4 protein-coding genes are annotated in these 21102 nt (G+C 72.0%); 1 reads left to right on the forward strand and 3 read right to left on the reverse strand.

The annotated features are described in order from the left end of the window. On the reverse strand, positions 1 to 14714 hold a 14714-nt coding region (locus ACFYMP_RS21110; protein ID WP_388859691.1), incomplete at its 3' end, for an amino acid adenylation domain-containing protein. A gap of 194 nt (positions 14715 to 14908) precedes the next feature. Between ACFYMP_RS21110 and ACFYMP_RS21115 the strand changes: the two genes are divergently transcribed. Beyond that, on the forward strand, positions 14909 to 15835 hold the full coding sequence (locus tag ACFYMP_RS21115) for an ornithine carbamoyltransferase (RefSeq protein ID WP_388859694.1): 927 nt from the start codon (positions 14909 to 14911) through the stop codon (positions 15833 to 15835). A gap of 171 nt (positions 15836 to 16006) precedes the next feature. Here ACFYMP_RS21115 and ACFYMP_RS21120 read toward each other — a convergent pair whose 3' ends face one another. Further along, on the reverse strand, positions 16007 to 20410 hold the full coding sequence (locus tag ACFYMP_RS21120) for a hypothetical protein (protein ID WP_388859697.1): 4404 nt from the start codon (positions 20408 to 20410) through the stop codon (positions 16007 to 16009). Beyond that, positions 20407 to 20859, reverse strand: coding sequence for a hypothetical protein (locus ACFYMP_RS21125; protein ID WP_388859700.1), 453 nt, complete (start codon positions 20857 to 20859; stop codon positions 20407 to 20409). The genes ACFYMP_RS21120 and ACFYMP_RS21125 overlap by 4 nt, the downstream gene beginning before the upstream one ends. Positions 20860 to 21102 lie beyond the last annotated feature (243 nt).

The following is a 21102-nucleotide window of genomic DNA, read 5'->3' on the forward strand; positions in this document are numbered from 1 at the left end:
GGACGCACCCCCGCCACCACCCCCCCACGCGCCACATCCGCACCCACCAACCGCAACGCCAGACCCGCCACCGTCGGCGACTCGAACACCGCACGAACGGGGAGTTCGACGCCGAACGCGGAACGGATGCGGCTGATCAGACGAGTGGCACGGAGCGAATGCCCGCCCAGTTCGAAGAATCCGTCATCGAGGCCGACGTCCTCGACTCCGAGAACCTCGGCGAACAGTCCGCGGAGGATCTCCTCCGCCGGAGTGCTGGAGGCGGCGCGCCCCGCTCCGGCGCCGGCGGGGCCCGGCGACGGCAGCGCGTCGCTGTCCACCCGGCCGTCCGCGGTCAGCGGCAGCCGGTCCAGGACCACCCAGGAGGCCGGGACCAGATGATCGGGCAGAGCGGCCCGTGCGAAGGCCGCGACGACACCGGGCGTGATGGTGGAGCCGGGGGCCGGGACCAGATACGCGACGAGAGATCCGTCCCGGACCACCACGGCGGCTCGGGCGATGTCGTCGTGTTCGGCCAGGACCGCTTCGAGCTGCGTCGGGTAGGCGGTGAAGCCCGCGACCGGCAGCGGCGCACCCACGAACTCCAGCTCGCCGTCCGAGGTCCAGCGCACCAGATCTCCCGTACGGACCATCCGCGAACCCGGATCGCCGAAGGGGTCGGCGATCACCGTGGGGGCGGTCCCGAGCAGCGGCCCGCCAACATGGAGCCGGCCGACCACGCCCGGCGGAACCGGGCACAGGCCGGCGTCGAGTACGTAGAGGACGGAGCCGGGCAGCGGGGTGCCGAGGGGCACCACGGTGTTCCAGTCGTCCGGATCGCAGGCCCGCTCCGTGACGAATCCGGCGGCCTCGGTCAGCGAGTAGCCGTACCACAGCGGCACGTCCACGGCGGCGAACCAGGCTCGCTGCAGGGGCTCGGCCAATGCCTCGCCCGAGCAGAACACCCGTCGCAGACCGGCCTCCGGCAGGGCCGGGTCGCCGAGGAGCGCGGCCAGCTCGGAGGGGGTGACGTGGAGCGTCGTGGCGCCCCGCAGAGAGTCGAGCGGGGCGACCGTGCGGTCGGCGCGCACGACGGCCGCACCGGCGGCGAGGGGCCAGAGCACCTCATCGATCTCAGCCATCGTCCCGGGGGCGGCCGCGGACCGGACTCGGTCCGTGCCGTCCAGGCCGTGGACGCTCTGCCGGGCCGCGACGCGAGCCGCGACGACGTTCTGCGGGACGACAACGGGTGTGCCAGTACGCGTGCGCAGCACGAACGGTTCGCCGCTGACGACCGCGGCCAGGATTCCGGCGGGCGGCTGGGCCAGCAGTTGCCCGTACGTCGTCTCGCCGTCGCCGTCGATGATCGCGACGGCGTCCGCCGGCTGCGCGCTGATCAGTTCGAGCAGGGTGGGCGTGTCCGCCGGAACCCCCGCGGCGCGGCCGTGCACGGCGTGCGGCAGCGCGAGCCGGTCCACGACGACATCCGCGTCGGTACTCACCGTCTCCAGCAGGTGGACGAACTGCGCGGCCATCCGCTGTGCCGTGGCGGTGTCGAAGAGGTCCTCGGCGTACTCCAGGTCGATGCCGATGCCCTCGGTCGCACCGTCCGCACCGACCATCTCCCGCACGTGCAGGGTCAGGTCGAAACGGGCCGCTCCCATGTCGATGTCCTCATCGAACGCGGAGGTCAGACCGGCCAGGGCGAAGTCGTCCTCGTCGTCGTTCTCGAAGACGAGCATCACCTGGAACAGAGGGTGGTGGCCCAGCGAGCGCCCGGGGCGTACCACGTCCACCAGTCGCTCGAACGGCACGTCCTGGTGGGCGAACGCGGCCAGGTCCGCCTCCTTCACTCTGGCCAACAGTTCCCGGAAGGAGGGGGATCCGGAGACGTCGGTGCGCAGGACGAGGGTGTTGACGAAGAACCCGACGAGATCCTGGAGGCTGTCGTCCGTCCTTCCCGCGACCGGGGTGCCGATCGGGATGTCGGTTCCCGCACCCAGCTTGGACAGCATGAGAGCGAGGGCCGACTGCACCACCATGAACAGGGTCGTGTTGGTCTCCCGCGCCACCGCTTGGAGACGGCTGTGCAGCTCGGCTGGGACGCGGATGCCGACCTCGGCGCCGCGGTGGGTCGCCTCGGCGGGCCGCAGCCGGTCCGTCGGCAGTGGAAGCAGCTCAGGCATCCCGTCGAGGGCGCCCTTCCACCAGGCCAGCTGCCGGCTGACGAGGCTCTCCGGATCGTCCTCGGCGCCGAGCAGTTCGGACTGCCACAGCGTGTAGTCGGCGTACTGGACCGCCAGTTCGGGCCAGCGCGGCGCCCGGCCGGCCCGCCGGGCGGCGTACGCGTCTGACAGGTCCCGGGCGAGCGCGCCGGTCGACCAGCCGTCGCCGGCGATGTGGTGGATCAGCAGGAGCAGCCGGTGTTCGTCCGGCCCGTCCTGGAACAGCGTGGCGCGCAGCGGGGGTTCGGTTTCGAGATCGAAGGTGTGCCGGGCGGCCTCGGCGGGATCCGCGACGTCAGTGGCCAGCGAGGGCCTGGCCTCGTCGACTCCGAGCACCCGCTGGTAGGGGGTTCCGTCCGCATCGGACGGGAACACGGTCCGCAGCGTTTCGTGCCGTGCCACGACATCGCCCAGCGACGCTTCGAGGGCCGCCACGTCGAGCTCGCCGGTGAGCTTGATCAGCGTCGGCACGTTGTACGTGGTGCTCGGCCCTTCGAGCCGGTGCAGGAACCACAGGCGCTGCTGGGCGAAGGAGAGCGGCACGTGTGCCGGACGCTCCCTGCGGCGCAGGGCGGGCCGGTTGGCGGATGTGCCGTCAATCCTCGCGGCGAGCCCCGCCACCGTGGGCTCGGCGAACAACGACCGCACCGACAGTTCCGCCCCGAGCCGCGACCTGACGCGGCTGAGAAGCCGGATCGCGGACAGCGAGTGACCGCCGAGGTCGAAGAAGTTGTCGTCGACACCGACCGCGGCGACGCCCAGCGTCTCGGCGAAGAGACCGGCGATGATCTCCTCGGCGAAGGTGCGCGGGCTGCGCCGGGCGGCGGCGGTGGCGAGGTCCTCGGCCGGAAGTTCGGCGGGGATCTCCGTGACGACGACGAACTTGGCCGGTACGAGGTAGTCGGGCAGCACTGACTCGGCGAGGCGCCGTGCGGCCGTCGCGTCGGCGTCATGGACGACGTAGGCGACGACCCGTGCGGAGCCGGCGACGACGGCGGCGTCCGCGAAGACCTCGCGCAGCCGGGCCGCTACCTCGACGGGGTTGACGCGGAACCCGCGCACCAGCCGTACGTCCGCGGGGCGCCCGAGAAGCTCGGTGCAGCCGTCGGGATCGCGGCGTGCCAGCTCTCCCGAGGGGAGCGTGGCCACCACGCCCGGGGGCACGGGGCGTCCTTCCGCGTCCACCAGGGCGGTGGCCCGCTCGGCATCGGACAGCAGGTCAAGCGCGGCGACCGGCACGGCCGGGTCGGCGGCGGCCGCGGTGAGCAGCCGGATCAGGCGGTCGCCGAACGCGTTCATCGTGGCCCGGTCGAACAGGTCGGTGGCGTACTCGATCTCGCCGACGATCCCGGCGGGCTCGCCGTCCGGTCCGTACCTCTCCTGAAGACGGACGTCCATGTCGAACTTGGAGGCGTCGCCAACCACGTCTTCGAGCCGGGTCTCGAGGCCGGGAACGGTGAGCTTGACCTCGTCGAAGTTCTCGAACGTGAACATGACCTGATAGAGGGGGTGCCGGGCGAGCGACCTCACGGGGTTGACCACTTCGACGACGCGCTCGAACGGCACGTCCTGGTGGGCGAAGGCGGCCAGGTCCGTCTCCCGTACGCGCTCCAGCAGTTCGGTGAACGTGGGGTCGCCCGAGGCGTCGGTGCGTAGCACGAGCGTGTTGACGAAATAGCCGAACAGGTCTTCCAGTGCCTCGTCGGTACGTCCGGCGACCGGGGTTCCGATGGCGATGTCGGTGTCACCGCTGAGCCTGCTCATGAGGGCGACCAAGCCGGCCTGGATCGTCATGAAGAGGGTGGTGTTGCCCTGGCGGGCGAGACGCAGCAGGGCCTCGTGCAGTGCGGCGTCCAGACGCAACGGGGCCTCGGCGCCTCCGTACGTGGCCACCGGTGGCCGGGGCCGGTCGGTGGGCAGGTTCACGAGTTCCGGCAGGCCGCGGAGGTTCTCGGTCCAGTAGGCGAGTTGCCGGGAGATCGCGCTGTCGGGGTCGTCCTCGCGTCCGAGCAGGTCACGCTGCCACAGGGTGTAGTCCGCGTAGTGCACGGGAAGCGGTGCCCAGCCGGGGGCACGGCCCTCCGCCCGTGCCGCGTAGGCGACGGACAGATCGTCGCCGAGCAGTGTCTCCGACCAGCCGTCGCTGGCGATGTGGTGCATGAGCGGCAGCAGGGCGTGTTCCTCGTCGCCGAGCCGGAACAGGGTGCAGCGGATGGGCAGTTCGGTGACGAGGTCGAAGTGGTACTGGGCCGCCTCGGCGAGAGCCGCCGCCAAGTGCTGCTCGTCGTCGACATCGGCGACCGTCAGGTCCACCACCGCTTCGTCCGCGGGCACGATGTGCTGGTACGGCGTGCCCCCGGCCTCGCGGAAGAGGGTGCGCAGCCCCTCGTGCCGGGCGACCACGTCGTGCAGGGCGGCCCGTAGCGCCGGTACGTCGAGCGGCCCCGAGAAGCGCATGACGAGCGGCACGTTGTACGTCGAGCTGGGGCCTTCGAGCCGGTTGAGGAACCACAGTCCGCGCTGGCCGAAGGAGAGCGGCACCCGCTCGGGACGCTCCATGGGCTTCAGGGCGCGCCTGGCCTCGCCCGCCTGGTCCGTCCAGGTGGCGAGCCCGGCGACGGTCGGCGTCTCGAACAGTGCCCGCACGGGCACCTCCACACCCATCGTGGAGCGGATGCGGCTGATCAGCCGGGTGGCGAGGAGCGAATGCCCACCCAGTTCGAAGAAGTTGTCTGTGATCCCCACCCGGTCCACGTTCAGCACGTCGGCGAAGAGGACCGCGAGGAGTTCCTCGCGCGGGTTGCGAGGTCGCCGGCCCTCCGCGGCACCGGCCGGCGTGGGCGCGGGCAGGGCCTTGCGGTCGAGCTTGCCGTTCGGGGTGAGTGGCAGCCGGTCGAGCGTGACGAAGGAGGCGGGGACCATGTGGGCGGGCAGCACGTCCACGACATGTTCGCGGACACGGGTGGTGTCGCCGCCGACCACGTACGCGGTGAGCCGCAGATCACCCGGCTGGTCCTCCCGCACGATCACGGCGACCTGCGCGACGTCCGGAGCGTCGAGGACTGCGGCCTCGATCTCGCCCAGCTCGATCCGGAAGCCGCGGATCTTCACCTGGTCGTCGGCCCGCCCGAAGTAGGACAGCGTGCCGTCGGCGGCCCGGCGAGCCAGGTCTCCGGTGCGGTACATGCGGGTCCCGGGCGCTCCGTACGGATCGGCGACGAAGCGCTGCGCGCTGAGGCCGGGCCGCCCGAGGTAGCCGCGGGCCAGGCCGGCACCGGCGACGTACAGCTCGCCGGTGGTGCCCGCCGGGACGGGCTGCAGGCCCTGATCGAGGACGTACACGTGCAGGTCGGGGATGTTGACGCCGACCACGCTGTTCGCGGCGGTGGCCGCCGAGACGCGGTCGAGCGCCTGGTGGGTGACGTGCACCGTGGTCTCGGTGATGCCGTACATGTTGACCAGTACGGGAGAGTCGTCGGCGTGCCGGTCGTACCAGGACGAGAGCCGTCCCAAGTCGAGAGCCTCACCGCCGAAGACCACATACCTCAGCGCCAGCTCGGTGCCGGGGTTCTCCTCGTCGGCCTGCGCGAGTTGGTAGAAGGCGGACGGCGTCTGGTTGAGCACGGTGACGCGCTCTCTCTCAAGCAGCCGCAGGAAGTCGAGCGGGGACCGGCTCACGTCCTGCGGGACCACGACGAGCGTGCCGCCGTGCAGCAGCGGTCCCCACAGCTCCCAGACGGAGAAGTCGAACGCGTAGGAGTGGAACAGCGTCCACACGTCGGACTCGTCGAAACAGAACCACTGTTCAGTCTGTCCGAAGAGCCGCACGACGTTCTGGTGGGGGATCAGAACACCCTTGGGCTGCCCGGTGGACCCGGATGTGTAGATGATGTACGCGCCGTTGTCGGGGCGCAGCGTCCGGCGTACCGGGTCGGTGACGGGGCCGCCGGCCAGTTCCTCGACGACCACGCGGGTATGGCCCTCGGGCAGCGCCACGTCCACGCGGACGCTCGTGACGACCACGGCTGGGCGAGCGTCCTCCACGACGAAGGCGATGCGCTCGGCCGGGTAGTTCGGGTCCAGTGGCAGGTAGACGCCGCCGGCCTTGAGGACGCCGAGAACGCCCACCACGAGGTCCACGCTGCGCGGCAGGGCGAGCGCGACTACGGACTCCGGTCCGACGCCCTGAGCGATGAGGGTGTGGGCGAGCCGGTTCGCCCGGTCGTTCAGCTGCGCGTAGGTCAGGCGCTCCGTGCCCTCGACGAGGGCGATCGCCTCGGGGTGCGCGGTGGCGGCGGCTTCGAACAGCTCAGGCACGGTCGTCCGCCCGGACGGCGGAGCCGGTGCGGTCCACTGCTCCAGGAGTTCGCGGCGTTCTGCCGGGGCCAGGACGTCCGTCTGCCACAGCCTCTGGTCGGGGTCGGCTACGACCGCTCTCAGCAGCCGGGTGAGCCGGTCGACGATGTCCTGCACGGTGGACCGGTCGAACAGGTCGGTCGCGTACTCGACCAGGCCCGACAGACCGGCGGGCTCACCATCGGGGCCGTGCTTCTCCTGCATGTCGAAGTCGAGGTCGAACTTGGCGACCCCGGAACCGACATCCTCCAGCCCAGCCCGCAGGCCGGGCAGGCTCAGGTCCGCCTCGGCGTTGTTCTGGAACAGGATCATGATTTGGAACAGCGGGTGGTGTGCGAGGGAGCGGGTCGGGTTGAGTACCTCCACCAGCCGCTCGAACGGCACGTCCTGATGCGCGTACGCGGCCAGATCCGTCTCTCGCACCCGGGCGAGGAGTTCCCGGAAGGTCGGGTTCCCCGAGGTGTCGGTGCGCAGCACCAGGGTGTTGACGAAGAAGCCGATCAGTTCGTCGAGCGCCTCGTCGGTCCGCCCGGCGATGACGCCGCCGAGCGGGATGTCCTCGCCTGCTCCGAGCCGGGTGAGCAGTCCGGCCACCGCCGCCTGGAACACCATGAAGAGGGTGGTGTTCGTGTGGCGGGCCAGTTCGAGCAGCCCGGCGTGCAGGCCGGCGTCGAGCTCGAAGTGGACCTCCTCGCCGCGGAAGCTCGCGGCGGACGGTCGCGGCCGGTCGGTGGGAAGCTCCGTCTGCTCCGGAAGTCCGGCGAGAGTCTCCTGCCAGTAGGCGAGTTGCCGGGACAGCAGGCTCTGAGGATCCTTCTCCGAACCGAGCAGTTCACGCTGCCAGAGCGTGTAGTCGGCGTACTGGACGGGCAGGGCTGACCAGGCCGGCGCCTGTCCCTCGGTCCGGGCGCCGTACGCCACGCTGAGGTCCCGCGCGAACGGTGCGTCCGACCAGCCGTCACTGGCGATGTGGTGCAGCAGGAAGAGCAGGACGTGCTCGGTCTCGGAGAGCCGGAACAGGGTGATCCGTAGCGGCAGTTCTGTGGCGAGATCGAAGCCGTAGCGCGTGGCGACGGCAAGTCGCTCGGTGAGCCCGGCCTCATCGGTCTCCACCAGGGTGACATCCGGTTGTTCGGCCTCGACGATCAGCTGGTAGGGCTGCCCGTCCACTTCGGGAAAGCGCGTGCGCAGGCTCTCGTGCCGCGCCACCATGTCGCCGAGAGCGGCTTCGAGGGCCGCCCGGTCCAGGGGTCCCGACATGCGCAGGAGCAGCGGCACGGTGTAGGTGGCGCTGCGGCCTTCGAGCCGGTACAGGAACCACAGGCGCCATTGCGCCGCCGAGACGGGGACGTACTTCGGCCGTGTCATCGGGCCGAGGGCGAGCCTGGACTGCTCGGCGCCCGTCATCCGTTCGGCGAGTTCGGCGACGGTGGGAGCCTCGAACAGATGCCGGATGGACAGTTCCACGTTGAACATCGAGCGGATACGGCTGAGCAGCCGGATCGCGGTGAGCGAGTGCCCGCCGAGGTCGAAGAAGCTGTCGTCGATGCCCACGGTCGGTACTCCGAGCACGGCGGAGAAGAGGCCGCAGAGTATCTCCTGCTCCGGGGTGCGCGGTGCGCGGAAGGAGAGGGGCGCGGTGGCACTGCCCGCGTCGGCTGGACCGTCCGTCGGCGCGGTGGCCGGGGCGGTTGCCACCACGGCCGTCTCCTTCTTGACCAGTTCACCGACGGGTACGGAGGCGTCGTCCACGAAAGCGGTGAACAGGCGGACGAGGTCAGCGGCGAGCACGTCGATCTGCGCACCGTCCAGCAGATCCGGCCGGTACTCCAGGCGCAGCTTGAGCCGGGACCCCGGAAGGACCGAGAGGGTCAGCGGGTAGTGGGTGGCATCGTGGTCCTCCACCACACTCGCGCGCAGGCCGGGAGCGGGCTCCCACACCTCGTCGTGCGGGTAGTTCTCAACGATGGTCAGCGTGTCGAACAGGTCCCCCAGGCCCCGGAGCCGCTGTACGTCGTTCAGCCCGAGGTGCTGGTGCGCGATCAGCCGGGACTGCTCGTCCTGGACGCGTTCCATCAGCTGTAGCAGGGACTCCGTCGCGTCGAGCCGGACGCGCACGGGCAACGTGTTGATGAACATGCCGACCATCGCCTCGCTGCCGGCCACCTCCGCGGAGCGTCCGGAGTACGTGGCGCCGAACACGACGTCGTCCTGTCCGGTGCGAGCGCTGAGCAGCAGGCTCCACAGTCCCTGGACAGCGGTGTTGAGGGTGATCCCGTACTCGCGCAGCCGGTCCTGGAGCCGTCCGGACACCCTGTCGGGCAGGTCGCAGTAGACCTGGAGCGGGCGAGCGGGCGCCTGCGTCCCCGGTTCGGCGAGGAGGGTCGGTGCGGCGAGCCCGTCGAGCGCGACCCGCCAGGCGTCGTGCGCTGCCGTACCGCCCTGTCGCGCCATCCAGGCCAGGTGGTCGCGGAACGCGGCCGGCTCGGGCAGGGTCTCGCCCCGGTACAGCGCGAACAGGTCGTGCAGCAGCAGCTGCATGGACCAGCCGTCGAAGAGGATGTGGTGGTTGACGAGGACGAGCCGGTACTCGTCCTCGTCAAGCCTGACCAGCGTGAAGCGCAGCAGTGGCGGCCGGTCCAGGTCGAAGCGCTCGGCACGCGCCTCGGCCACGATCCGGCTGAGGGCGGGCTCGCGCTCGGCCTCGGTGAGTCCTGAGAGGTCGGCCTCCCGCCACGGTAGTTCGAGGCCGTCGACAACCACCTGCACGGGCCGGGACAGGCCCTCGTGGTGGAAGCCCGCCCGCAGGTTCGGGTAGCGATCGAGAAGGGAGGCCGCGGCGACGCGCAGGGTGCCCGGGTCCAGCGGGCCGCGCAGCGAGAAGACCTCCTGGACGGCGTAGAGGTCGGCACCGGAGTCGTAGAGGGCGTGGAAGAGCAGGCCCTCCTGGAGCGGGGCGAGCGGCAGCACGTCGGCCAGATTCGGAAGTGCCCCTTCCAGCTCCTCGATGTCGCCTTGCGAGAGGTCCACGAGGGGCAGGTCGGACGGGGTCAGTCCGCCGCCTTCGACGCCCGCGAGGTCGGCGAGTGAGGTGAACCAGTTGTGCGCCAGCTCCCGCACGTCGTCCTCGGCCAGGAGGGCCTTCGACCAGGTCCAGGTCGCGACGAGCTGCGCCCCGTGGGCATGGTCGACCGTCACGGCGTCGAGCTCGATGCCCAGGCCGAGTGGCGCGGAGGGGTCAAAGCCCGCGCCGAGCGCGGAAGCCTCAGGAGCGGGCGCCCAGTCGTCGAGTCCGGGGGCGGCGTAGCGGCCCAGGTAGTTGAATCCGAGCTGCGGGCGGCCGTACGCGGCCAGCTCCGCCTGGGTGCGCGGGTTGCGGTGTCGCAGCAATCCGTAGCCTATGCCGTTGCCGGGCACCGCGCGCAGCTGCTCCTTGACCAGCTTCAGGGCGCGCACTCCCTCCGCGCTTCCCGGGTCGACACGCACGGGGAACGCGCTGGTGAACCAGCCGACAGTACGGCTGAGGTCCAGTCCGGGCATGATGTCCTCGCGCCCGTGCCCCTCCAGTTCGAGGAGCAGTTCGGAGGCGTCGGCTCCGCGCTTGCCGCGCCAGGCGGCGACAGCCAGCGCAAGGCCCGTGACCAGCACGTCCCTGACCCCTGCGTGCACCGCGCCGGGGACCGATGTGAGCAGCGCTTCGGTGAGGTCGGCCGGCAGGGTGAGCGTCAGCGTCTGAGCCTGGGAACGGACATCCGCCGAGGGGTCCAGGGGCCGGTCGCCGAGGAGGGGGTCGGGTGTCTCCAGCACGGACCGCCAGAAGGGCAGTTCACCGGTGCGGCTGTTCGCCTCCTCGTCGAGAAGTGCGCTCCACCGCCGGAACGAGGTCCCGACCGGTTCGAGGGGCTCTCCCTCCCACGCGGCCCGTAGGTCGCCGAGGAGGGGCTGCCACGAAACGCCGTCCACGGCCAGGTGGTGTACGAGCAGCAGCAGCCGCCCGGCCTCCGTTCCGGCGTCGAACCACACCGCACGCACGAGATCGCCCTTGGAGGGGTCCAGTTCCGACTGCGCGGCCCTGCTGTGCTCTTCGATCGCCTCGCGCAGCGCGTCGGCGTCGGCGGCGGCGACGTCCACGCGGCGGACGGTCGCGGTGACGGCGTCCGGTGTGGGGACGGTGAGTCCCCACTTGTCGTCCAGGGTCAGCCGAAGAGCGTCGTGCCGGTCGATGACCGCCTGGAGTGCGGCGGTCAGACGCTCGGCTCCGAGACCGGCCGGCACGACAAGCAGCATCGACTGGTGGTAGCCGTCGATGGGACCGCCGAGGTCACGCAGGTCCGCCATGACCGGTGTGGGGAGCAACGGGCCTGTGGCGATGTCCCGGGCGGTCGGGGCGGCGGGAGCCGCCCTGCGGGCCGCGGCGGCGACGCGGGCGACGGTCTTGTGCTCGAAGACGTCCCGCGGGGTGATACGCAGTCCGGCCTTGCGGGCACGGCTGACCAGCTTGATGGAGACGATGCTGTCGCCGCCGAGATCGAAGAATCCCTGGTCGGGGCCCACCTGGGGCAGGCCGAGCACCTCGGCGAAAAGTGAGGCGAGCAGTTCCTCCTCGGGGGAACCCACCGGTTCGAGGCCATCGGGGGCGGGCGTCGGCAGCGCGCCCGCGTCGAGGCGGCCGTCCTCGGTGCGCGGCAGCTCGGCGAGGGTGACGTACGTCTCCGGCACGAGGAAGTCGGGCAGGACACGGACGAGGTGATCACGAAGGTCGACGGGGCGTACGGAGAGGCCCGGCGCGGTCACGACGTAGGCGATGAGACCGTCCGTCACCGCCGCGTCCACGAGCGCGGGGTGGGCGAGCAGAGTCTCGACGGTACGGGAGGCGTCGACGGGTGCTCCGTCGACGAGGACCGGCGCGCACAGGCGTTCGAGGCGTCCGTCGAGGGTGTACCTGGCCGGGGCGCCGTCAAGGACGCCCACCACGCCGTCGGGTACCGGCTCGCCGTGCTCGTCGACGACCCGATCGGAACGGCCGTGGATCACGACGCGTTCCTCGTCGGTGAGCAGGTCGATCGTGGAGATCCGGCGTTCCGGGTCGGCCACCACCGCACGCAGCAGCCGGGCGAGCCGGGCGATGAGCGTGTCGATCGAAGAGCCGTCGAAGAGATCGGTGGAGTACTCGGCGACCACGTCCACTCCGGCCGGAGTGCCGGTGTCGGAGAAACGCTCCTGGAGGCGCAGGTCGAGATCGAACTTGGCGACGCCGGTGGCGACTTCGTCCACCTCGACGGCGAGTCCCGGCATGGCGGGTGCGGCCGTGCCGAGGTTCTCAAAGGTGAGCATCACCTGGAAGAGAGGGTGGTACGAGAGGGACCGGGCCGGATTGAGCGCTTCCACGAGTCGATCGAACGGGACGTCCTGGTGCGGGTAGGCAGCAGCGGCCGTGCTGTGCACCCGGTCCAGGAGCTCCCGGAAGGCCGGGTCGCCCGAAGTGTCCGTACGCAGCACGAGCGTGTTCACGAAGTAGCCGACGAGATGGTCGAGTTGCTCGTCGGGCCGCCCCGCGGTCGGGGTTCCGAGAGGGATGTCGGTACCGGCTCCCAGCCGGGTCATGAGCGCCGCGAGAGCGGCCTGCACCACCATGAAGACCGTACGTCCGGTGGAGCGGGCGAGCGCGGTCACCTCCCGGTGCAGTTCGGCGTCCAGGTGGGTGCGCACCTCGTCACCGCGGAAGCTCGCGGCCGGGGGCCGGGGGCGGTCGGTGGGAATCTCGACGCGCTGCGGCAGCCCGGCGAGCGCGGTCCGCCAGAAGTCGACGCTGCCGGCCTCGCCCTCCCAGAGGGTGTAGTCGGCGTAGGTCACCGGCAGTTCGTCCCATGCCGGTTCGCGTCCGTCGCGACGGGCGGCGTAGGCCAGGGACAGGTCGTCGATCAGCGGGCGCTCGGACCAACCGTCACTCGCTATGTGATGCATCAGGAGCAGGAGGGTGTGCTCGCCCGCGTCGGGTCGCGAGAACAGGGTGGCTCGCAGCGGCGCCTCCCCACCGAGGTCGAACGGGTGACGGGCCGCTGCGGCCACCGCGCCGTCGATGTCGGTGGTGTTGACGACGGTGAGCGTGGCGGGCGTGTCGAGTACGGCCTGGCGGGCCACGCCGTCCGTCTCCGGGAACACCGTCCGCAGCGTCTCGTGCCGCCGGGAGACGTCGCGGACGGCGGCGTGGAGCGCCGCCGTGTCCACCTCTCCGGTCAGCCGCAGGACGAGGGGGATGTTGTAGGTGGCACTCGCGCCTTCGAGCTGGTGCAGGAACCACAGCCCTCGCTGGGCGTGCGACAGCGGCATGGGGTCGGGGCGCTCAGTGCGGGTCAGCGGTGGCCGCGCCACTCCCGCCTCGGCGAGGCGGGCGGCCAGGCCGGCGACGGTGGGCGCCTCGAAGAGGGCGCGGACCGACACCTCACGGTCGAGTGCGGTGCGGATACGACTGATCAGCCGGGCCGCGAGGAGTGAATCGCCGCCGAGATCGAAGAAACCGTCGTCCGCACCGACCCGGTCGATGCCCAGCACATCGGCGAAGAGTCCGGCGAGAACCTCTTCAGCGGCCGTTCGGGGCGCGCGGCCGGCGCCCGCGGTGTGTTCCGGGGCGGGTAGCGCGGCACGGTCCAGCTTGCCGTTCGGTGCGAGCGGAAGCTCGTCGAGCATCACGCAGAACGACGGCACCATGTGCTCGGGCAGCCGGGTGGCCAGCCGGTCCCGCATGGTGGCAGCCTCCACCGCGCCGACGACGTAGGCGACGAGGCGCCGCTGTCCCGGGCGGTCCTCGCGCACGGTCACGGCTGCCCGGGACACCTCGGCCAGTTCGGTGATCGCCGCTTCGATCTCGCCCAGCTCGATTCGGAAGCCGCGGATCTTCACCTGGTCGTCGGCTCGACCCGCGAACTCGATGAGGCCGTCGGCGTTCCACCTGGCCAGGTCACCGGTCCTGTACATCCGCTCGCCGTCGGCGAACGGAGAGGCGACGAACCGCTGTGCGGTCAGGCCGGCCCGGCCCAGATAGCCGCGGGCGAGCTGGACGCCCGCGACGTAGAGCTCGCCCTCTTCTCCGGGTCCCACCGGATTCAGGGCGCTGTCGAGGACGTGTACCTGGGTGTTGGCGACCGGGGACCCGATGGGGACGTTCCGGTAGCTCTCGCCGGGCCGTACCTCGAACGCCGTCACGTCGATCGAGGCTTCGGTCGGGCCGTAGTGGTGGCAGAGTCGCAGGCCCAGCTTGGTGACGACCTCGTCCGCCAGGGAGGGCGGCAGCACTTCTCCCGCCACGAAGAGGAGTCGCAGGGCGAGACCGGAGGTGTCCCGGAGCGCGGGCAGCGCGACCGCGAGCAGTGACGGCACGAACTGAGCGATCGTGACGCCGTGTTCGGCGGCGTAGTCGGTCAACAGATGTGGCAGGCCCACCACCTCGTCGGGCGCCATGCAGATCGTCGCGCCGGCGATCAGTGGCAGCCAGATCTCGGAGCCGGACGCGTCGAAGCTGAAGGCGGTCCGGGCGAGCACCACGTCCGACGTGTCGATGCCCCACTGGCTGGCCTGCCACAGCATGTGGTTCGAGACGCCCAGGTGTGGCACGACCACCCCTTTGGGCAGTCCCGTGGAACCGGACGTGTAGATGACGTAGGCCGCGTTCTGCGTACCGACCGTGATCCCGGGGGCAGTGTCGTCACCGGACGTCATGTCGACGGTGTCGAGAAGTACGACAGGGGCCGCGGTGCCGGGCAGCGCGGCGCGGGTGTCGCTCGTCGTGAGCACGACCGACGGCCGGGAGTCGGTCAGCATGAACGCGATCCGCTGAGCGGGGTAGCGCGGGTCGACCGGCAGGTATGCCGCCCCGGTCTTCAGTACGGCCAGCATGGCGACCACCGCGTCCGCCGACCTCGGCAGGGCCAGTGCCACGAGCTGCTCGGGGCCCGCGCCGACACCGATGAGCCTTCGCGCCAGCCTGTTGGCCCGGCGATCGAGTTCGGCGTAGCTGAGCACGGTAGAACCGAAGACCACGGCCGGCTGCTCGGGAGCCCGCCGCACCTGCGCCTCGACCAGTGCGGGCAGCGACATCGTCGCCACATCAGCGCCCAGGCTCGGCCCGATCGGATTGCGCGTCGCACGACGGTCCACTCTGCTGGCTCCTGTACTTCGTCGACAACTCGTAGAGCCGGGGCGCACACGCACGTCCGACACGATGCCCGACCGTAGGGAGCGGCACTTTCAGCCCGTTATCGCACGCTCATCCGACGCCGGGGCGACGTCGATACCGGGCTGATAAACAGCGCCTCTACATTGCCAAGCCCGCTCTACACAGGAGTCGCGCGATGGTCCGTAATCACCTCATCTCGTTGTTCGACACTCCCGACGCCGACCTGTACCGGATCGTGGAGAGAGGGGCCCGGTTCGCCTCAAAGCCGTGGTCGGACGAGACGCTGCGCGGCGCCGTTGTCGGCATCTACTTCCGGGCGACGTCGACGCGTACGCGTACCGCGTTCTCCTCCGCGGCCCTCCGCCTCGGCGCGCGTCTCATCACCTACGGCCCTCACGATCTCCAGGTCAACACGGGCGAGACCACCGCGGACACCGGCCGGGTCCTGGGAGGCATGCTGGACGCCCTGGTCGCCCGCACGGTGGGCGGCGTCGGGGAACTGCGCGCGCTGGCCTCCCAGGACCGGATGGCGGTGGTGAACGCCATGGCGGCGCAGGAGCATCCGACGCAGGCGCTGACCGACCTGACCGCCATGGCGGGACACTTCGGGAATCTGGACGGGCGGCGGGTGCTCTACATGGGCGAGGGCAACAACACCGCCGCCGCTCTGGCTCTTGCCCTTCCGCGTTACCCGGGCACCGAGCTGCACCTGCGGACCCCGAGGCGTTACGCCCTGAATCCGGAGATCCTGCTGCGGGCCCGGGACCTCGCGGCGCGGCACGGCTCCACCATCACCGAGCGGCACGACACCGTGGACATGCCCAAGGACGTCGACGCCGTCTACACGACCCGGTGGCAGACCACCGGCACTTCGAAGGACGCCCCCGACTGGCGCGAGGAATTCGTCCCCTTCCGGGTTGACGAATCCGTCATGGACGCCAGCCCGGACGCGGTCTTCCTTCACGATCTGCCCGCTCATCGAGGTGACGAGGTCACCGCGGCGGTACTCGACGGACCACGCTCGATCGCGTTCACGCAGGCCGAGGCGAAGATGCACAGTGCCGCGGCGGTCCTGGAGTGGAGTCTCGGTGTCCTCCCCTGACAGGCGTCCGGCGGGCCCAGGGTGCGCGCCGAGTCGCCGGCCGCCTCAGGCGGGGCGCTGACGGTCACCCGGCGAGGACAGGGTGCGGCAGATCCTCCTGGAGCGTATCGGCGCTGCGCAGCCGTACGCCGGAGACGGCTGGCCTGAGATCCGTTCCGGGTCTCGGTGGTCTCAGTCGCATGCCGACCGGTGGGGCAGGCTCGGGGCGTAGCGTTCGCGTTCGGTGGCCGTGAGGGGGCCGCCCGCCAGTTCGCAGGCCCAGGTGATGGGGTCGGCGCTGATTCTGGTGAGGTCGGCGATGTCCCAGACGGCGACGTTTCCGTCGGCGCCGATCGTGGCCACGTGGGTGCCGTCGGGGCTGAACTCGACCTGGGTGGCGAGTTTGGCGAGGACGGCGATGCGGCGTGGGTGGGTGGGACGGCCGACGTCGTAGAGGGTCACCACTCCCTCGGCGCTGGTCTCGGCGAGGAGGTTGCCCCCGGGGTGGTAGCGGAGCCGGCGCGTGAGATAGGCGTCGCCCTCGCCCTCCGTCGCGCCGAGCCGGTGCGGGGCGGTGGGGTCGGAGATGTCCCACAGCTGGACGCGCTGGTCGCTGCCCCAGTCGCCGGCCGCGAGGGTCCGTCCGTCCGGGTGGAGGGCGAGGACGAAGGAGGTGGCGGGCAGGGCGTCGAGGCGGGTCTTCACCACCGCGGTGGGACCGTCGGCCAGGGTCCGTCCCAGCAGGGCGAGCCGTCCGTCGGAGCTGAAGGTGGGGCTGCCCGGAGTCTCTCTCGCGAGGGAGCGGGGGTGGCCGGGGCGGCTGAGGTCCCACGCGGCGTTCCAGGGCGGGAAGTCGGGGTCGATGCCGAACGGGGTTCGCCGGCCGCCGCCGTCGGCCCACAGGACCTGGCCCCCGGGTGCGAACCGGAGCGTGGACACCGGCCGGTCGCGTGTGAAGGTGGTGCCCGTCTTGCGCAGGGCGCCGTTGTCCCCGACGTCCCAGACGCGGACGGTTCCCTCGGCGTCGCCGCTGGCGAGGAGCTTTCCGTCGTGGCTGAGGGCGAGCGCCGTGACCGCTCCCGTGTGCTCTCTCCACGGTCCGGCGATCCGGCGTCCCGCGGCGTCGCGTACGGTGACGGACCCGTCGGCGGCTCCCGTGACCAGGCTCTCACCGTCCGGGGAGTAGGCGAGCGACCGGATGCCGTGGCGGTCCTCGATGCCCGCGGACTGGGTGGGGTGGCGGGTGGCGGTTTTCCAGCGGGCTGTGAGCCGCTGGTCGGCGGAGACGAAGCTCTGGTCGTCGGGAGCGAACGCGAGAGAGCTGACGGAGTGTTCGTGGAGGGTGAGTGCGGCGGTCTGTTCGAGGGCGGGGCCGGAGGTGAGGTCCCACAGCAGTACGGAGCGGTCGCCGCCGCCGGTGGCCATGGTGGTGCCGTCGTGGCTGACGGCGATCGACTGGATGTCCTGTGAGTGGGCGGAGGGCTGGTGCGAGCGCTGCCTGGGCGCGGCCGGGTCGGACACGTCCCAGCTGTCGAGGGTGCCGATCTGGGAGGTCAGGAAGGTGCGGCTGTCCGGGGTGAACACCACGGGCCCGCCGCCGGTGGCGATCCGTACCGGTTTCGGCGGACGGCGGCGGTCGGCGAGGCTCCAGAGGGTGCCGTCGCGCAGTTCGACGCGGCCATCCCTCGTCGTGGCGGACCGGGTGGTCGCGACGAGCAGGTGACCGTCCGGGCTGAACCTCAGCGTGGCGACGGAACCGGTGGGGGAGGTCCGGCGTAGCGACTGTGTCTCCCGTGTGCCGGCGGTGCTGTGCAGTTCCACCTCGCCCGTCCTGCTCTCCACGGCCAGCAGTCCGCCCTTCGTGTCCAGGGCGAGCGCGCCTCCGCCGGCCGGTGTCGCCGCCCGCACGGTGGCGACGCGCCGCGGGGCCGAGGAGGGGCCGCCGAGTCGCCAGAGGCCCACCGTGTCGTTCCCGCAGTCGGCGGCGAGCGTCTTCCCGTCGCCGCTGAAGGCGAGCCCGCCGCCGGTGAGGCGGCAGCCGGCGAGGACGGCGGGCCGGGAACGGCGCGGTGTGTCGCGTACGTCGCGCAGGACCAGCCGGGCCTTCTCCCCCTTCCCCTCCCGAGCGGCGCGCGTGGTGCCGTCGGGGCTGAGGGCCGTCGTGCCCCCGGCGGACGTCGGGGCGGGGATCCGGTCGCGGAGCCTGCCGAGCCGCAGGGTGTCGAAAACCGCTGTCCGCGCGTCCGTGGAGGGCCACTCGCGGTGGGCGGCGAGCCCGAGCCGGAGCGAGGCGGCGGGCTCGGTCTCGCGCAGGTTCCGGGCCGCGGCCAACAGCGTCCTCTGGGTGGCCAGCCTCCGTTGTCCCGCTGCCTCGCCCCACTGCTGGTAGGCGAACAGTCCGGAGACGAGCGCGAGGCACAGGCCCCCGGCCAGGACGACGAGGAGGCGTTTGAGCCGTTGGGTGCGGCGTCGCTCGCGGTCGCTCTCGGCTCTCACGGCGGCGCGGCCGGCCTCCAGGAACTCCTGTTCCAGGCGGCGCAACGGCCCTCTGCGGCTGCTGGGCGCGGGCCTCACGACGGAGTCGGCGTTCTCCAGCCGGGCGCCCCGGTAGAGGTAGGCGGGGTCGCGCCCCGAGGTCTGCCACTCGTCGGCGGCTTCCGCCAGCCGCTGGCGCTCCAGGAGGCCCGCCCGGTCCTCGTCGATCCACCGGCGTAGCCGTGGCCAGGCGCGGAGCAGCGCCTCGTGGGAGATCCTGGCCTCGTCCCGGTCGACGGTGAGCAGGCGGGTAGCGGCCAGTTTCTCCAGGATCTCGGCCGCCTCCTGTCGTTGGCGGGGCGTGAGTCCGTCGAGCAGGGCGTCGGAGCCGGTACGGCGCGCCACGACGGGTTCGGTGCCGTCGGCGGTGAGGTGGACGAGGCGCAGCAGGAGGGCGCGCAGTACGTCGCGGCCGGGGCCGTCGAGGGACTGGTAGAGCCGCTCCGTGGTCGTGGTGACGGAGCGCCAGATGCCGCCGGTCGCGTGGTAGCCGGCGAGGGTGAGCGCCGCGCCGCTGCGCCGCAGCCAGGTCTCGCGGAGGGCGTGGGCGAGGAACGGGAGGGCGGCACCCGGCCCCGGGGGGCCCTCGTGTCCCTGGCGCAGGTCGTGCAGGAGGCGGGTGGTGAGGCCGTCCTCCAGGGTCAGTCCCGCGGCTTCGGCCGGGGCCTCGATGGCGCTGCGCAGGGCGCTTTCGTCCATGGGCGGCACCGCGAGTTGGCCGTGCTCCAGTGCCCGCGCGAGGCCCGGGTGGGTGAGGGCGCTGCCGTAGTGGTCGGCCCGCAGGCCGAGGACGACGCGCGGGTGCCCGGGTCCCTCGCCGGTGAGCAGGGCGACGAACCGGGCGGCCTCCCGCGGGTCACGGCAGCGGGTGTACACCTCTTCGAACTGGTCGACCACCAGCAGCCGGCAGGGACGCCGTCCGGACAGCGGCCCGGGAAACCGGCCGGTGTCGAGGGCGGTCAGGGTCTCGTCCACCGGCCGGCCCGTGGCGCGTGCCCACAGCGCCGCGAGTGCCCGCAGCGGGTGGGCTCCGGGTGCGGGCAGCAGCAGGGCGGGCCAGGGCAGGTGGTCGTCGGGCCGGGCCTGGTACCGGCGCTCGACTCCGGCGAGCAGCCCGGCCCGCAGCAGGGAGGACTTGCCCGCCCCGGAGGCGCCGACGAGGACGACCGGGGTCCGGTCGCCGGGCGCGCACACGGTGTCCAGCAGGCGGCGGGTGATGTGCTCGCGGCCGAAGAAGTGTCCGCTGTCCTCCGGGCGGAACGCCTCCATACCGGGGTAGGGGCAGGGGACGTCTGCGGGCGGGGCGACGGCGGGGCCGGGGGCGGGCCGGTAGGCGCGGTTGTGGGCCACGACCAGCCGGCCGAGGGAGCCGTCGCTCTGGCGGCGCGGCCCGGTCGGCTCTCCCCGGAACTCGCGTTCCAGGGCGGTGTGCAGGTGGTCCAGGGTGAGCCGGGGCGGTCCGGAGGGGTCGCCCTCCTCCAGCAGGCGCAGCAGCCGCCCGCTGAACAGGGTGTGCGGCTGGCCCTCGGGCGCGAAGGACAGCGCGAAGTGGGAGGCGGAGCCCAGCAGGTAGCTGCCGTCGGGGCGGGCCGAGGCGTAGGGCTCGCGGGGGCGGTCGTCCCCGGGGGCGGCGGCGCGTCCCGAGAAGCAGCAGTCGAGGACGACGACGGCGCCCGCGGCCGACTCCCCGAGCAGGTCGCGCAGTGTCCGGTAGGGGACGGCTTCGGAGACCGACTCGGCGGAGCGGGAGGCGCGCGTGGCGAGGTACAGCTCGTCGCGGGGGCCGAGCAGGCCGTGGCCGACGTAGTAGAGGAGCACCGCTCCACTCGCCTCGGCCGCCGCCTGTTCGACCGCGGCGACCACCGCGCCGGGGCCGGCGTCGCCTGGCACTCTGCGTACGTGCTCGGCGGCCATGCCGCAGATCTCGACCAGGGCGCGTTCGAGGGCGTCGAGTGTGGTCTCCACGGAAGGCAGGTCGAGGAGGGCCGAGCCGGGTGCGTGCCGCCCTGTTCCCACGAGGACCGCGTACGTGCCCGGCGCGTCCAGGCCCGGCGCGTTCATGCCGCCGGGGGCGGGGCCCCGGTCCCGCCCGGCCGGGACTCCTCGCCGGACTGCCCGGGTTCCGCGCTACGGCCGGGGGCGGCGGGCGCGCCGTCGACCGCGGCGGCCAGTCGCTCCACGAGTTCGGCCACTTGCCGGGCGTCGAGCCCTTTGACCTGCGTGGAGGTGACGGTGATCTCCATGCCGTCGGGCCGGGTCACCGTGATGGTCTGGCCGCCTCGCCGGCTCTGGACCCACGCCACCACCGCGGCGGCGAACACGGCGGCCACCCCGCCCGGCTCCAGCACCGCGAGGAACGCGTCGGTCGTGGAGCCCATCGCACCCGGCCGCCTCGGTGCCACCTCCGCCACCCGGACCCGGCCGCGCAAATCCGGTTCGCCGGCCATCCAGCGGCGTAGTTCGTGCCCGGCCCCCGGACCGCCCCCATGGACTGATACGACTATGCGCATAGCCTCAACTTAGCTCAATCGAGGGCCTGTTGAGAGATACTTATCGGTCGTCGCCCATCAGGTCGAGGGGTGCGCGGGGACCCCGCGCACCTGCCGCATCCCGCGCGCGGCCTGTTGGCGCGGCCGGTGGAACCGCGCCGGGAAACGACCGCGCGCACGCGTCGGCACGGGCGCGCTTCCGGCGCGGCCAGGTGTGCTCGCGGCCGGGTGGAGCGCCGGCCGGGATCTGCGGGAGGCGCTGGA

The sequence above is a fragment of the Streptomyces sp. NPDC007088 genome (genome assembly GCF_042869355.1).
Lineage (GTDB): Bacteria > Actinomycetota > Actinomycetes > Streptomycetales > Streptomycetaceae > Streptomyces.

Bases quoted from the DNA above. Each gene is read 5' to 3' on its own strand.
- ACFYMP_RS21120 (WP_388859697.1), bottom strand. From the start codon at position 20,410: ATGAACGCGCCGGGCCTGGACGCGCCGGGCACGTACGCGGTCCTCGTG.
- ACFYMP_RS21125 (WP_388859700.1), bottom strand. From the start codon at position 20,859: ATGCGCATAGTCGTATCAGTCCATGGGGGCGGTCCGGGGGCCGGGCAC.
- ACFYMP_RS21115 (WP_388859694.1), top strand. From the start codon at position 14,909: ATGGTCCGTAATCACCTCATCTCGTTGTTCGACACTCCCGACGCCGAC.